The organism is Corallococcus sp. EGB, assembly GCF_019968905.1.
Taxonomy (GTDB): domain Bacteria; phylum Myxococcota; class Myxococcia; order Myxococcales; family Myxococcaceae; genus Corallococcus.
Genome location: NZ_CP079946.1, coordinates 9,303,581 through 9,318,079 on the forward strand (window position 1 = coordinate 9,303,581; position 14,499 = coordinate 9,318,079).

Sequence of the window (14,499 nt, forward strand, 5' to 3'; positions counted from 1 at the left end):
TGTGGCCAGGCGCGGGACCCCGGGTCCCACGTCCCAGACGGGCTCAGCCCAGCACGTCCTGCGCGCGGCGGTAGTACATCTCGCGGCTCGCGAGGCCGTTGTAGCCGCCGTTGATGCGGCGGGTGACCTCGCGGAAGTTGCCCGCGTCCGCGTAGCTGTTCAGGTTGCGCGAGCTCCAGTACCAACCCGCGATGCGGAACGCGACGTCCGGATCCTTCGCGCGCTCCGGGTGCCCTTCCAGGTCGATGCCCAGCGCCCTGCCCGCCGCCCGGTAGTTCGCGCGGCCCGTGAGCTGGATGGGGCCCCGGCCCTTGTAGCGCTTGCCGTCGCCCGGCTGCGTGTTGCCCAGGTCCGCGCGGCCCTCGTACGCGGCACCCGAGGCGATCTCCTCCATGTAGCGCAGCTCGCCGCTCTCATGCGCCAGCTGCGCCAGGAACATCTCCTGCCGCCGCGGCGTGTTGATGTGCGCCTCCGCCATCGCCTTGTTCAGGTGCGGCAGATACTGCTCCGCCTTCGCCTGCGACAGGTTCGGCATGATCCGCCGCAGCTGCGCCACCGACACCCCGCCCTTCCCTCCCGACGTGCCCGGCGTCCCGCCCACGCCCCCCGTCGACGGAGGCGGCTTCGACGTCCCGCCCGTTCCACCCGCGCGGCCCGGAATCGTGAGCTTCTGCCCGACGTAGATCTTGTTCGGGTTCGCGATGTGGTTCGCCTGCGCCAGCGCCCCCACCGTCGTGCCGTACCGGCCCGCGATGCCGCTCAACGTGTCGCCACTGCGCACCGTGTACGAAGCGCCTCCAGACGACGGCGGCTTCGACGTCACCGGCGCCGCGCCTCCGCCCGCGCCCGGAATCGTGAGCTTCTGGCCCACGTAGATCTTGTTCGGGTTCGCGATGTGGTTCGCCTTCGCCAGCGCCCCCACCGTCGTGCCATGCCGCCCCGCGATGCCGCTCAGCGTGTCCCCGCTGCGCACCGTGTAGCTGCCCGCCTTCGACGGCGCCGCCTGGAACCCATCCGGGACCGTCAGCCGCTGGCCCACGCGGATGAGGTTCGCGTTCGCGATGTGGTTTGTCTTCTGAAGCGAAGCCACCGACGTGTTGAAGCGCTGCGCCAGCCCGCTCAACGTGTCGCCGCTGCGAACGGAATAGGTCGTCACGGTTAAAACTCCGGGAAAAGAGGTAAATCAGTGCCCGGATTTTCGCGACGCCTGGGAATTAGTTTCCCAGGAAATCTAGTTTTTACCTGATTGAAGCAATCCGTTAATTCCGCACCTTCGAGTCACGCAATCGTTGCTGAAGGTCGCGTGCCGCGGTGGTGTCATTCATTACGATAAGGGTTTGCACGTAGTACGCGAGCGCCCAGAGATTCTCCTCCGGGATGGCGCCCTTCCATGACGGCATGGCGGCGCCGCCGACGCCCGCGGCCATGACGCGGTAGAGGTCCTCGCGTTGGGCCTGCGCGGTGTATGGCTGTCCTTCCACGCGAGTGCCTTGCGGCCACACGGTGCGCAGCCGGTGGAAGAGGAAGTCCGGCGGCAGCACCTTGGCGAACTGCGTGGCTTCGCCCTTCGCGTCCACGGTGAGCGAGTAGTCCGAATCCCGAGGCAGCGCCGTGTACGGATCCGCGTTCGCCAGGTTCACCTTGCGGCCGGTGACGCTTTCGGTGAGCGCGGCGAGCTCCTCGCGAGGCAGGTACGCGACGTGGCAGCTGGCGCAGCCCGCGTTGCCCTTGCCGGCCACGTGGTAGACGGTGCGGCCGCGCTCCACGGCCTCGGCTTCACGGCCCTTCCACGGGTCGTCGGACACGGCGATGGCCGCGCCGGGGGACTCCTGCTTCCAGCGCGGGCTGAAGGTCTTGAGGTACTGCACCACGGCGTCCACGTCCGCCGGAGGCACGTCCCACGCGAACATGGGCGTGCCGTGCAGCCCTCGGCGCAGGGTGCGCTTGAGCGCGTCGTCGGTGGGCAGCTCGCCCGCGGCCACGCCGCCGAACTTGAACAGGCCCTGGCGGAAGTTGCGCGGCGGAGGCCGCATACCGGAGCCCGCCGGGCCCTGTCCGTCGCCCTTCTCGCCGTGACAGGACGCGCAGTAGTGCGTGTAGACGTCGTAGCCGCGCGACAACGTCGCCGCGGGGATGACGGTGCCGTCCGCGAGCTTCATGGGCTCGAAGGTGGGCGTCTCCTTGCGGCACGCGGGAGCGAGCGCCCCCAACGCGAGCACGGCGAACAGGCGAAGCGAGAAGCAGGAAGTGGGCTTCATGGGAGGTACACCACCGCGAAGAGGACGCCGTACATCACCGTCGAACACCACCAGCCAGGAAGGGCGCGCCGCAGCGGAGCCCGTGCGTCCATGCCGCGCAGGACCCGGAGTCCCGCGCGCAGCAACCCCACGAACACGACCGCCAGATGCGCTGCTTGCACCGCCGACAGGCCATACAGCGCGGAGGCGAAGACGCCGCTGTCGGGGATGCGGATGTCGCGATACCAGAACAGCACGTGCAGCCACGCCGCCTGTGTCCCGAGGAAGCCCGCGCCAGTGCCCAGCACGCCTGCCAACAGGAGACGGATCCGCCGCGGCTCCGCGCTGCGCCCGAGCACGACTTGCAACAGCACTGCTCCGGTGACGAGGAGCCCACCCGCCAGCGCGGGGACGAGGACTCCAGGGCGTGCGGAGGCGGGAGGCCAGAAGCCGCGCAGCCGGTAGAAGCCCGCGGTGAAGGCCACCGCGCAAAAGAGCATCGCGGCCGCGGCGTGCGCGATGACGGTCCCGAACCAGAGGTTCGCTTCGTCGCGCTGGGGGGACGGAGAGGCCAGGGTCCCGGCGGGGTCGTTCGTGCTCACGAGGCGGGACTCTCGCATGCCTGGGCCCGGCGGAAAGCACCAGGAAGCCGGGCGGCCCCCCGCCCCTCGGAGCGGCGCCCATCGACCGAATCACGTCCACGCATCGCACCCGTGAACCCGGGCGCTGGGAACACCGCTAGACAGCGCCCTCCACCCCGGGCACCGGCGCCGCCACCGGCTCCGGCACCGCCGCGCCCGAGGGCAGCGGCTCCGCCTGCCCCACCCAATCGCGACCCAGTTGCTCTTGTACTTCCGGTTGCGACAGCGCATGCGGCCCGCGCAGCACCACGGCGCCAGGGCCCGCGTCCGTCCACTCCAGCGTTCCCACCCGCCACGGGTTCGGCTCCGCGGCCCGGCCCCACCCGAGCGTCCGCGCCAGGTTCACCACGAACACCAGCTGCGCCGCGCCCAGCGCGAACGCCGCCCAGCTGGTCCACCGGTTCAACGTGAGCAGGTGCGAGAGGAACGCGTACTGGTACGGGTCATAGAGCCGCCGCAGCTGCCCCGCGTAGCCCGCCACCAGCTGGCCACCGAAGACGGCGATGAACAGCACCGCGCTCAGCACCACGTGCACCTTCGCCAGCCGTTCATCCAGCGCGCGCCCGTACATGCGTGGGAACCAGAAGTAGAGCCCCGCGAACACCGCGAGGAAGCTGGCCGCGCCCATCGTCAGGTGGAAGTGGCCCACCACCCACATCGTCCCGTGCAGGGGCACGTCCGTGGCCACCGCGCCCAGCGCCAGGCCCGTGATGCCGCCCAGGCCGAAGACGATCATCGTCGCCAGCGCCGCGAGCATCGGCGACGTGAGCCGCACGCTCCCCCGCCACAGCGTCATCAGCCAGTTGAGGAACATCACCTGCGCGGGCAGTGAAATCAGCAGCGTCAGCACCATGAACGTGCGCCCCAGCACCGGCGCCATCCCGCTGGTGAACAGGTGGTGCGCGTACACCGCGCCGCTCAGCGCCGTCACCGCGCCCATGGCCCCCGCCGTCATTCGATAGCCATGCGCGGGCTTGCGGCTGAAGAACGCCACGAAGTCGCCCACCATGCCCCACGCGGGCAGGATGAGGATGTAGACCTCCGGGTGGCCGAACAGCCAGAACAGGTGCTGGTACACCACCGGGTCGCCGCCCCCGCCCACCGCCGCCGCGCCCGCGATGAAGAACTGCGTGCCCGCCACCCGGTCCAACAAGAGCAGCCCCGTGGCCGCCGCCAGCACCGGCACGAACAGCACGTTGAGCACCGCGCCGTAGAACAGCCCCCACACCACCAGCGGCATCCGCCCCCACGTCATCCCCGGCGCGCGGCAGCGCACCACCGTGACGACGAAGTTGAGCCCGTACAGGAACGCGGACACGCCCACGCACAGCACCGCCACCGTCACCAGCGTCTGCCCCAGGCTCGGCGTGAACGCGGACGTCGCCAGCGGCGGATAGGACGTCCACCCCGCGCTCGCCGGCCCCAGCCGCACCACGAACGACACCAGCATCAGCGCGCCGCCCACCGCGTAGGCCCAGAAGCCGAAGGGCGACAGCCGGGGGAACGCCATCTGCTTGGAGCCGATGGCCAGCGGCAGCACGAAGTGCCCCAGCGCCCCGAAGAGCAGCGGCGTCACCGCGAAGAAGATCATCAACAGGCCGTGCATCGTGAACACGGCCGTGTACGTGGGGGGCGTCAGCGCGCCCTTCGACTCGGGCAGCACCCACCCCAGGCCCGGCACCGGCTGCCCCGGCCACGCCCACTGGAAGCGGATGAGCATGGCCAGCAGGCCGCCCACCAGCAGGAACAGGAACCCACCCCACAGGTACTGCCGCGCCACGCGCTGGGGGTCCGTCGTCCACAGCGACCTCAAGAACGCCCCCGCCTTCATGGCGTCCTCCACACCCAGCCCCAGTGGGCCGCCGTGTCATCCGCGTCGTAGGCCTGCACCGCCTTGAGGCTCGCCTCGCGCAGCCACGCCGCGTAGGCCTCCGGGGACATCGCCGTCAGCATGCCGCGCATCCGGTAGTGGCTGGTGCCGCAGTGCTGGTAGCACGCGGCCTCCCACGCGCCCTCGCGAGCGGCCTGGAACCACGTCTGGTTCACGCGGCCCGGAATGGCGTCCAGCTTCACGCGGAAGGCCGGCAGCGAGAACCCGTGCACCACGTCCGTGGAGACCAGCTGCACCCAGACGGGCACGCCCGCCGGCACGCGCAGGTCGTTCCACGTCACCACGTCATCCCTCGTGCCGAACGCGCCGTCCGTGCCCGCGTACCGCACCTCCCACGACCACTGGTGCGCGTTGATCTCAATCCGCACCGTGCGCGGATCCTCCGCGGGGACGCGGAAGTTCCAGAGCACGTCGTTCAGGTAGCCCTGGGAGCCCAGGAACAGCGTCCCGTCCACCACGCCGAACACGCCCACGGCCAACCCCAACACCCACGCCCGCGAGCGCCGCGTGCCCCCATCCGGCGCCACCTTCCGGGCCCCCCGGAAGCGCACCACCGCCACCAGCAACCACCCGAGCATCACCAGCGCCAGCGCCACGTCGAAGCGATGGCTCGTGGCCAGCAGCGCGTCGATGCGGTCGCCCGTCGCGCTCGCGTTCTCCGGTGGCGCCAGGCTCCATGCGCCGCGCGCGGGGGGCACCGCCAGGGGCGCCTGCGCATCCGGCGGCGCGACGTCGCTCGATGACGCCGGGGGCAACGCGGGGGACTCCGCCATCACGGATGCTCCTGTTCCACGGGGGCCGAAGCCCGCTCCTCGCGCCCTGCCCGCCGGGCCGCCCACAGCCCCACGCCCACCAGCGCGAAGGGCACCAGCATCAGCGCCAGCAGCAGCTCGCCCGCCCCACCCGGAGACTCCGGCGCCCGGGCCGTGCACGAGGGGCACGCCCGCGCCACCGCCGGCACCAGTCCCCCCAACAGCCCGAGCCCGCTCCAGACCCCTGGGGACAGGCGCGCCGGAAGCGACCGGAGGCCTCCCCACCCGCCCGGCGAAGCGCGTCCACGCGGAGGCTGGAAGAGGGCCTGGGACATGGCCTCCGGGCTAGCACGCACCCAACGTCCCCTCAAGGCACACCCCGCCCCCGCCAGGGCGGCCACTCTCCCTCATGCCTCGCATGCGGCCAGCCCCTACCCCGGCCTGCCCGGCGCTTGTGCGCCCCCCGCCGATGCCGTAGTGGCCGACCCATGTCCGTCGAATCGCCCTCGTCCCCGTCCGCTCCCCGCGCCCGTCCCATCCGCCGCTCCTGGATCTGGGCGGGCATCGCCGTGGCGTCGCTCGGCTTCATGGGGGTGGCGATCCACGACCTGACGCGGGACCGTTCCCAGCCGCTGCCCAGGTTGGGCGCCCTGCCGGACTTCACCTTCACCCGGCAGGACGGACAGCCCTTCGGGCTGAAGCAGCTCCACGGCCACCCGTTCATCGCCAACTTCATCTTCACCCGCTGCCCCACCGTCTGCCCCGTCTTCACGCAGAAGATGGCGCGCGTGCAGGAGCACACCGCGAAGCTGGGGACCAACCTCCAGCTGGTGTCCTTCTCCGTGGATCCGGCCTACGACACCCCGGAGCGGCTGTCCGAGTACGGCCAGAAGTACAAAGCGGACTTCACCCGCTGGAACTTCCTCACCGGCGACTACGCCATGCTCAAGGACACCATCGTCCAGGGCTTCAAGATCAGCATGGGCCGCCAGCCCGGCGCCGCCGAGGACGACCTGCTCTCCATCTTCCACGGCACCCACTTCGTGCTGGTGGACAGCACCGGGGAGATCCGCGGCTACTACGACAGCGCGGATCCCGAGGCGACCGCGAAGCTGGAGACCGACGCCTTCCGCATCGCCCGCGAAGAGGGCTGAGCCCCCCGCGTCCTGATCGCGCCCACACTCCGGGTGCAAACAGCGGGTCACTTCACACCCAACCTCCGAACCTGGCTCCGAGCCGGGCTCGCCCCCCCGCGAAGCTGAAGGGCCGGCCCCGCCATGTCGGACGGGAGACCGGCCCTCGGAAGAACCCTGCGCGGCGTTGGCCCGCAAAGGCGAAGGGCCGGCTCCACCTCGCGGTGGAAACCGGCCCTCTCACCTGACTCACGCCAGCTTCAGCGGGGAGCTCAGTTGATGAGCTGCGCCTGGCCGTGCGCGATGAGGTTCTGGAAGTTCTGCTGCGCGGGCTGCGAGGCCAGCGCGCCGACCTTGTCCGCGCCGTTCTTCACGGTGGTCGCGATGTCGCCGATGGTCTTCACGGTGGGGGCGAACTTGGTCAGCTGGGACAGACCGGCCAGGGGGCCCTTGGAGAGCAGGGACGCGCCGGAGTCGATGAACTTCTCGACGAACGGCTTCGCCAGGTTGCCCAGGCCGAACGGGAGCTTGTCCAGGAGGCCGCCCGCGATGCCCTTCAGACCGCCCGCGATGGCGCCCATGGGGTTCTGCACGAAGTTCAGCGCCTTGCCCGCGATGTTCGCGACGCCGCCCGCGATGTTGCTGACCGTCTTCGCGACGCTGCTGACAACCTTGCCGATGCCGCCCATGGTGAAGCCCCCTGCTTAAAGTGGTTTGGAGAGTGTGAGCCGAAGTGAAGCTGCAAAAGGATTCTCGGAGGGGGGAGGAAAATGTTTCCTCCCAATTTCCGATCTATTTCACGGAGATTCCGGGCGACCTCAGCCGCGGGTTCCGCCGCCGCCCTTCTTCAGCTGGTCCATCAGCTCCTGGCGCTTCGCCTCGTCCTCGGGCGCCTTGGGGGCCTCGCCCGCGGGGTTCAGGCTGGGCTTGCCGGCGCCGCCCTTGCTGACCTCGAACCCGGACTTGGCGAACGGGTTGCCCTGGCCGGGCAGCTCACCCTTGGCGCCCGCGACCAGGAACTCACCGACCTCCTCCACCGTGTGGACCGGGAAGCCGTTCGCCTTCAGCTCCTCGTCGGACACGACGTTGAGCATGGGCTCCTTGTCCTTGTCCTGGGCGTACTCGAGCACCAGCTCGACGTAGTCCTCCAGCTTCATGCCCACGGCGTCCGCGATGCGCTTGGTCTCCGGGTCCTTGAGGAGCTCCGCGCGGACGACTTCCACCGGACGGGACAGACCACGCTTCTTGCCAGGGGTTTGCTGGGACATTGTGATTTCGCTCCGGAGAGGAGAGGAGAGACGGCTGGGAACAACTCTAGCCCATCTTTCCAGTAGTACCCATTCCCCACCCGGGCGGCCCCCTCCCCCCTGGACGAACGCCCCCGGCCGCGACCCGCGCCGTCCCGGGCCGGCAGGTGCCGGCCGGAAAGCCGCGCGGAAGAAGGACGTCACGTCGCCGTGACAGGAGGCCCGGAGGTTGGCTTCAGCGCACGGCGTTGCGGGCCGCGCCCTTGCGGGCGGTGGCCGGGGCCTTGCGCTTGGGCAGGATGCGGGTGACGGAGCCGGGGCGACGGGCGACGGCGGCGGCGCGCTCCTGCTCCTCGGCGGCCTTCAGCGCCGCGGCGCGCGCGGCCAGCGCCTCCGCCTGCTGGGCCCAGCGGCGCTTGAGCGCGTCCCGCAGGCCGTCCGTCTGTAGATCCACCTGGGCCTGGTTCAGCCGGTAGTGGAGGTCCTCGCGCAGCGTGCCCCGGGTGAGGGCGGCCATCGCCGCGCCGGACACGCCCACCACCACCTTGGGCCGCTCCTCCTGCATCTGCAGGCAGCGCAGGATGAGGCCCTGGGCGTCCAGCGGCAGCTTCGCCACGTCCGGGATGAACACCACGCCGTTGGGCTGCCGGAGCGCGCCGGAGAGCTCCAGGGGCTGACGCACCTCCGTCAGCGGGACGCCGAAGTTGCGAGCGGCTTCCTCCGCCCAGGCCCTGCGCTCGTCCTCGGTGCCTCCGTGGATGAGCAGCGATGCACGGTTGGAGACGAGGTCCTCTTCTCGATAACCGCGAAGAGCCACGGGATGCCCTACCCTTCTTGGGAAAGCGGGTCCTCCCAAAGTCTAACGCCCTCCCGGGTCGCCTGTTCAATCCCTTACGTGCGGGAAAAAAACAGGGACCTGTTCCGCGAGGAGCCATCCACTGGACATCCGTTCATGGGTCAAGCGGCGGGCACCACCATCACGGGCCGGCGGCAGCGCAGCACCAGCTCGCGCGCCACGGCGTCCTCCAGCACGTCCGGGACGACCTCGCGCTGGGAGGACGTGCCCACGCACACCAGGTCCACGCCCTCGCGCTCCGTGGCCTGGCAGATGGCGGTGGTGACGTCGTCTCCGCTGACGCCCTCCACGCTCCAGTGCACCGCCCGCGCGACCGCGTCCCGGGGCACCTGCGCCCAGAGCCGCTGAAGCACCCCGGCCCGCTCGCCTTCGGGCTCCGGGAGCACGCCGTGGAAGTCCCGGGGGCCCCGCTCGCGGCCCCGGAGCCGGTGCACGTGCAGCAGGTGCACGCGGCCGCCCGGGCCCACCAGCGAGCACGCCTGCGCGATGGCGTGGTCGGACGCGACGGTGAAGTCCACCGGCACCAGCGCGCTGCGGGGCGGCGGGAGGCGGCGCGGCTCGCGGGCCCGGGGCGGGATGCACGCCACGGAGCGCTCCGCGTGGCGCAGCACGCCCTCCGACACGGAGCCGTGCCACAGCCGCTGCATGCCGCCGCGCAGGTGCATGCCCACCACCGTCAGCTCCGCGCTGCGCGCGTGGGCCACGTGCAGCAGGTGGTCCGCCGGGCGGCCATAGCCGGGCTCCAGCACCACCTCCACGCGGCCCTCGCCCTCCAGGTCGCCCAGGCGCTCGCGCACCTCGCGCAGGAGCACGCGCTCCACCAGCGGCTCCAGGCCCTCCATGGTGCGCTCGCGCGCGTCCAGCCGCTCCACGTGCACGGGGGTGTGGATGCCCAGCCGCTCGCGCTCCTCCAGGGGCGAGCAGACGAAGGTGGCCAGCACGTCGCACCCGCCCACGCGCCGCAGCTCCCGCAGGAAGGTGATGGCCGCGTCGGACGTGGCCGAGCGGGGATCCACCCCCGCCATCACCTGCAGCCGGCGCCGGCCCCGGGCCCAGTCCAGGAGCGCCGTGTCCCGGCGCACCGCCAGCACCGGGGCGCAGCCGTGGCGGGCCAGGCGCTCCGCCAGGGACGTCTTGCGCCAGGGGGAGGTGCGCCAGCCCTCCGCGGCCACCACCACCATCCGGGCGGCGCGGCACTCCTCGTCCCCCAGCAGCGTCTCCACGGAGGCGCCCCGCTGCATGCGCGGCTCCACCGTGCCCGCGAGCGGCCTCAGGCGCGCGGCCTCCGCGGCCAGACCGCCCTCCGCCGAGGACAGGGCGTCCGGCGCCTCCGCGTCCGGGACCTCGTCATCCACCCCCAGGAGCAACAGGGGCTCTCCCAGCCGGGCGGCGAGCGTCGCCGCGACGGTGGCCGCGTGCGCGGCGTCGGCGGACAGGTTGGTTGCGCAGACGATGGCCATGACAGGGCCCCCCCGGAGAGGCGATGCCCGCTGAAGCCTCCCCTCTCCACGAAGGATGCGCACGCCGCACACCCGGTGGCGCGCGGACACGCACGCCGGCCTGCCTGCCCTCCAGGGCGGGGCGTGCCGGCGCTCGGGCCCCTGACTCCGCCCTCAGCGCAGCAGCTGCTGGTGCCCGTCGTGGTTGGTGTGGTCCTGGTTCTCGCCAATGCCGCCGCGCTGGTTCTCGCGGCCGAAGGTGGACAGGAACACGCCCTGCGCGCTGCTCGCGTACTGGTACGGCCGGCCCCAGGGGTCCCGGGGCACTTCGGGGAGGTAGCCGGGCACCAGCAGCGCGTCCAGGTTCCCCTCCTCCGGCAGCTGCCCCCCGTGGTCCGCCCGGTAGCGCTCCAGCGCGTCCTGGATGAGGCTGAAGTCCGCGTGGATGCGCTCGGCCTGCTCGGGGTCGCGGCGCCGGAAGGCGGCGGTGACCACCAGGGCCACGATGAGCGCCAGCCCGAACACCACCGCCACCCAGGGGAGCGGCGAGCGGCGGGACCTGTCGGAAGCGGCGGACGGGGAGGAGGTGGCGGCCATGGCCCGCCCACCCTATCGCGTCAGAGCGCGCGGTAAAGCGGCACCGGTTGCTGCTTGCCCTTCAAGCGCACCGGCGGCAGGTCCTCGAAGGCGTTCTCGTTGGCGTCCACCAGCTCGCGCGTGCGCTCGCCCACCAGGATCTCCCCCGGTCCGGCCAGCGCGCACAGCCGGGCGGCCACGTTCACCGCGTCGCCAATGCACGTGTACTCGGCCCGCAGCGCGCTGCCGATGTTCCCGGACACCACCACACCCGAGTTCAGCCCCACGCCCAGCTCCAGCACCAGGGGCCGCCCCTCGCGGCCGTGGGCCACCCACTCGGCCTCCGCCACGGCGCGCAGCTCCGCCACGGCCTCCATCATCATCTTCGCGCACTGCAGGCCCCGGAGCGCGTCATCCGGGCGGCCCACCGGCGCGCCGAAGACGGCCATCAGCCCGTCGCCCAGGAACTTGTCCAGCGTGCCGCCGCAGGTGAGCACCGCGTCCGACAGCCGGCCCAGCACCTGGTTGAGCACCGCCACCACCTGCTCGGGCGGGAGGCTCTCCGCCAGGCCGGTGAAGTTGCGGATGTCCGCGAACAGCACCGTCACCTCGCGCTTCTCACCGGCGAGCACCGCCGCGTCCGCGCTCTTGAGGATCTCCTCCACCACCGCGTCGGAGGTGTAGCGCGCGAACAGCCGGCGCATGCGCTCGGTCTCGTCCGTGCGGCGCACCACGCTCTCGATGCGCGCCGCCAGCTCGTCCAGGGACGCGGACTTGTTCACGTAGTCGTCCGCGCCCGCGCGCAGGCCGCGCACGCGCTCCGCCTCGCGGTCGTTGGCGGTGAGCATGATGACGGGGATGGCGCTGCGCGGGCCCTCCTTCAGCCGCCGGCACAGCTCCACGCCGTCCAGCCCCGGCATCTCCAGGTCGCTCAGCACGATGGCCGGCTGCAGCCGCCCCATGCCCTCCAGCGCCTCGTACGGGTCCTGGAAGCAGAGGACCTCGTAGCCCAGCGCCACCAGCCCCTCCTGCACGAACGCGCACGCGAGCGGGCTGTCGTCCACCACCACCACGCGGCGGCGCCCCTCCGTCGCGGGGCGCGGCAGGTCCTGCCGGCCGACGATGCGGTTCTGCACGCCCAGCGCTTCGTAGATCTGCTTGTACGTGCAGTGGCCCAGCTCGACGAGGATCTCCCCCAGCCGCCGCCCGTCGCGCCGCTGCCGCGCCAGCGCTTCATCCAGCTGCGCGAGCGTCACGTACTTGAGCCCCACCAGCAGCTCACCCAGGGGCGGCTGCGCGGGCCCCTTCTCCTGGTTCAAGCCCAGGGCCTCTCCCAATGCGTCCTGGATCTGCTCGCGCGACACGTAGCCCAGGGAGATGAGCGCCTCGCCCACGCGCTGTCCGGTGAGGGCCTGCAGCGCGAGCGCCTCCTGCACCTGCCCCGGCGTGACGACACCCAACTTGAGCAGCAGCTCACCGAAGAGGGGATTCGATGCACTCACGCGGCAGCCTCCGTCGCACACCCATCGGCGGAGCGTAGCGCAACGCGGACCGCGGCGAACCCCTCACGCTGGTTCCCCCTCTCCCACGTCCCCTCTTCGGACCGTCCGCCACGCGCGCCCCAACCCGCGCGGTGCTCCTGCCCGGCCGCGTCAGCTCGAGGACCGCCGCCAGGCCCTCCGTGGAGGAGTGATTTCGTCAGGGCAGGACCACGCGTCCGACGGCGAGGAGGATCTCCAGGACGATCAACGCGACGATCATCACTTCGAGGATGTGCGACCGGTCGATGTCGACCTCGCCCTTGAGCAGGCCATAGGTCTGCGCGAGCAGCTGCTGCTTGCGCGTGACGGAGGCCTGCCACGCGGGGATGCGCAGGCGGCGCACGGCGCCCTCGTAGACCTTGGCCAGGTAGAAGTCGCCAATGATTTTCAGGCTGTTCTCCACCCGCTCCACGAACTCGTTGAGGTCCACGAGCGTGCCCAGCGTCTCGCGCGCGAGGTTGCGGTACGGGCTGCGGAACAGCGTGAGCCAGCCGGGCTTGCGCTTCTGCACCTCGTCGTGGATGCGCGTGATGTGCTTGTCCAAGCGCTCGTCGTAGTAGCGGAACTCCAACAGCTGCGCGTTGGCGATCTCCAGCAGGTCCGGGATGTCGCGCGAGCCGGACGGCTCATAGACGAACGCGCTGTTCCAGTCCACGACGACCAGGTCGTGGGCCGTGTAGCTGAAGCGCACCTGGGTGACGGCCTCGCGCTCGCGCGGCGCGAGCTCCGCGGCGGTGCTCTCTCCCAGGAGCAGCCGCGCGATGTCCCCGCGCTGGAACAGCTCCTCCGCGGACGGCTGGCCCTGGATGTGCTCGGCGAAGATGACGGTGTAGCTCTCGCTCTGGTCCCAGAGGTGCGGCCCCTGCACGGCGGCGGAGATGGTGCGGCGCACGCCCTCCACCAGCTCCCGCGCCAGCTCCTCCAGCGCCTGGCTGTCGTAGAGCTCGTCCGCGACCTGCGTGAGCACCTCCCAGGTGGTCCCGGACGCGACGGGGACGCGCAGGATGATGGACGCGGCGCCGTGGTCGAACAGGCGCGCGGTGGCGTCCACCGTGACGGGGCCGCCGCGCAGGGCCAGGGGCCTGCGGCCCAGCTCATAGGCCACGGGCGGGTTGGGCAGCTGGATGTACTGGCTGTTCTCGCGCGACAGCTTCAAGCGGCGCGAGTCCTCCGTCAGCGCCTTGCGCGCGCGCTCCAGGTCGATCTCCTCCGCGATGTCGAACGTGCGGTAGCAGAGGATGTAGGCCTGTTCGAAGAGCAGCGGCACTCCGGCGGACACGGACATGGTGCGCGGAAGCCTACTCCGCGATGTCCTCCCACAAGACGCGAAGTTCCAGCGCGAGCGCCTCGAATGGTTCCGCGTGGACGGTCTGCGCGTCCTCGTACGTCCCCAACAGCAGGTAGTGGCCACCTTCCAGACGGAAGACCTCCAGCGTGTACTGGAGCGGGTCCACCAACCAGACGTGCTTCACACCCTCGCGGGCATAGACGGGCAGCTTCCGGAACCGGTCCAGCCGCGACGTGGACGGAGACAGCACCTCGCATACCCAGTCTGGCGCCATCTGGATGCCCACGACGTCAGGCACCCTGGGCATCCGCTCCCGGCGCCAACCCGCGATGTCCGGGACCAGGACGTCCTTGCCCAGGTGCAGCTCCGGCTCGAACAGGAAGTGCCACCCTCCAGGCCCCCCGCGGCCCCTGCCGAAGGGGTTGTTCAGCTCGGTGACGAGCTGAACCGCCGCGAGCGAGTGCCGCGATGCCGGCCGGGGACTCGCGTACAGCTCCCCGTTGACGAGCTCCCCCACCTGATTTCGAGGGAGTGCTTCCAGGTCGGCGTAGGTGGCGGGCTTTCGGGTCATCGCTGGGACGAGGAACCTAGCAGGTAGGGACATGCCCGGACACTCTCATGCCCGTCTGACACGTGTACCCCGGCGGACGGGAGCCCCGGAAGGCCCCCGGCCTGAAACATTGCCGGATGTTTCACTCAGTCTCCGCCGCCCTCGGGCAGCTTGATGCCAATGCCACCCGGGCCAGGGCCGTCCTCCGGCAGGTTGCCAATGCGGCCGGGCGTGGGGACGGGGCGGTCTCCCGCCTGACGCTTGTTCTTCTGTTCGTCTTCTGGAAGCTGCGGTTCCTTCCGGGGGCTGTCGTGCTCACCCATGGCGGCTCCTTCGCGAGTTGAGAGG

16 protein-coding genes are annotated in these 14,499 nt (G+C 71.2%); 1 reads left to right on the forward strand and 15 read right to left on the reverse strand.

Annotated elements, in window-relative coordinates:
* Window positions 1-43: 43 nt before the first annotated feature.
* The 6 genes from KYK13_RS38120 to KYK13_RS38145 all read right to left on the reverse strand — a co-directional run bounded on the left by KYK13_RS38120 (window position 44) and on the right by KYK13_RS38145 (window position 5,856).
* Window positions 44-1,156 (reverse strand): LysM peptidoglycan-binding domain-containing protein, encoded by a 1,113-nt coding sequence (locus tag KYK13_RS38120; protein WP_223640269.1) that lies wholly within the window; start codon window positions 1,154-1,156, stop codon window positions 44-46.
* Window positions 1,157-1,259: 103 nt separating this feature from the next.
* Window positions 1,260-2,258 carry a cytochrome c gene (locus tag KYK13_RS38125; protein WP_223640272.1) on the reverse strand — a complete coding sequence of 333 codons (999 nt, stop codon included), beginning with the start codon at window positions 2,256-2,258 and terminating at the stop codon, window positions 1,260-1,262.
* Window positions 2,255-2,839: a hypothetical protein gene (locus KYK13_RS38130; RefSeq protein WP_223640275.1), complete on the reverse strand. Its 585-nt coding sequence runs from the start codon at window positions 2,837-2,839 to the stop codon at window positions 2,255-2,257. Before KYK13_RS38130 ends, KYK13_RS38125 begins: the two co-directional genes overlap by 4 nt.
* 136 nt (window positions 2,840-2,975) lie before the next feature.
* On the reverse strand, window positions 2,976-4,709 hold the full coding sequence (locus KYK13_RS38135) for a cbb3-type cytochrome c oxidase subunit I (RefSeq protein WP_223640277.1): 1,734 nt from the start codon (window positions 4,707-4,709) through the stop codon (window positions 2,976-2,978).
* Window positions 4,706-5,542 carry a cytochrome c oxidase subunit II gene (locus KYK13_RS38140; protein WP_223640280.1) on the reverse strand — a complete coding sequence of 279 codons (837 nt, stop codon included), beginning with the start codon at window positions 5,540-5,542 and terminating at the stop codon, window positions 4,706-4,708. The genes KYK13_RS38135 and KYK13_RS38140 overlap by 4 nt, the downstream gene beginning before the upstream one ends.
* Window positions 5,542-5,856 carry a hypothetical protein gene (locus KYK13_RS38145; RefSeq protein ID WP_223640283.1) on the reverse strand — a complete coding sequence of 105 codons (315 nt, stop codon included), beginning with the start codon at window positions 5,854-5,856 and terminating at the stop codon, window positions 5,542-5,544. Before KYK13_RS38145 ends, KYK13_RS38140 begins: the two co-directional genes overlap by 1 nt.
* Window positions 5,857-6,009: 153 nt before the next feature.
* On the opposite strand from KYK13_RS38145, the gene KYK13_RS38150 reads away from it, so the two are divergent.
* Window positions 6,010-6,675 (forward strand): SCO family protein, encoded by a 666-nt coding sequence (locus tag KYK13_RS38150; RefSeq protein WP_223640286.1) that lies wholly within the window; start codon window positions 6,010-6,012, stop codon window positions 6,673-6,675.
* Window positions 6,676-6,926: 251 nt separating this feature from the next.
* On the opposite strand, the gene KYK13_RS38155 is transcribed toward KYK13_RS38150, so the two are convergent.
* The 9 genes from KYK13_RS38155 to KYK13_RS38195 all read right to left on the reverse strand — a co-directional run bounded on the left by KYK13_RS38155 (window position 6,927) and on the right by KYK13_RS38195 (window position 14,474).
* Entirely contained in the window at window positions 6,927-7,343 is a 417-nt protein-coding gene (locus KYK13_RS38155; protein WP_223640289.1) for a hypothetical protein, read from the reverse strand.
* A 129-nt stretch (window positions 7,344-7,472) separates the two neighbouring features.
* Window positions 7,473-7,922, reverse strand: coding sequence for a hypothetical protein (locus KYK13_RS38160; protein WP_223640292.1), 450 nt, complete (start codon window positions 7,920-7,922; stop codon window positions 7,473-7,475).
* A gap of 214 nt (window positions 7,923-8,136) precedes the next feature.
* On the reverse strand, window positions 8,137-8,718 hold the full coding sequence (locus KYK13_RS38165) for a Fis family transcriptional regulator (RefSeq protein WP_223640295.1): 582 nt from the start codon (window positions 8,716-8,718) through the stop codon (window positions 8,137-8,139).
* A gap of 140 nt (window positions 8,719-8,858) precedes the next feature.
* Window positions 8,859-10,217: a universal stress protein gene (locus tag KYK13_RS38170; RefSeq protein WP_223640298.1), complete on the reverse strand. Its 1,359-nt coding sequence runs from the start codon at window positions 10,215-10,217 to the stop codon at window positions 8,859-8,861.
* 153 nt (window positions 10,218-10,370) lie between these two features.
* Window positions 10,371-10,793: a type II secretion system protein GspG gene (locus KYK13_RS38175; protein WP_223640301.1), complete on the reverse strand. Its 423-nt coding sequence runs from the start codon at window positions 10,791-10,793 to the stop codon at window positions 10,371-10,373.
* A gap of 20 nt (window positions 10,794-10,813) precedes the next feature.
* The gene (locus tag KYK13_RS38180; protein WP_223640304.1) at window positions 10,814-12,274 is read right to left on the reverse strand and encodes an adenylate/guanylate cyclase domain-containing protein; all 1,461 of its coding nucleotides are present in this window, start codon (window positions 12,272-12,274) and stop codon (window positions 10,814-10,816) included.
* Between the two features lie 196 nt (window positions 12,275-12,470).
* Window positions 12,471-13,592: a hypothetical protein gene (locus tag KYK13_RS38185; RefSeq protein ID WP_370645465.1), complete on the reverse strand. Its 1,122-nt coding sequence runs from the start codon at window positions 13,590-13,592 to the stop codon at window positions 12,471-12,473.
* A 19-nt stretch (window positions 13,593-13,611) separates the two neighbouring features.
* Window positions 13,612-14,172 (reverse strand): Uma2 family endonuclease, encoded by a 561-nt coding sequence (locus KYK13_RS38190; RefSeq protein ID WP_223640310.1) that lies wholly within the window; start codon window positions 14,170-14,172, stop codon window positions 13,612-13,614.
* Between the two features lie 125 nt (window positions 14,173-14,297).
* Window positions 14,298-14,474, reverse strand: a complete 177-nt coding sequence (locus KYK13_RS38195; RefSeq protein ID WP_223640313.1) for a hypothetical protein — start codon at window positions 14,472-14,474, stop codon at window positions 14,298-14,300.
* Window positions 14,475-14,499: the final 25 nt, after the last annotated feature.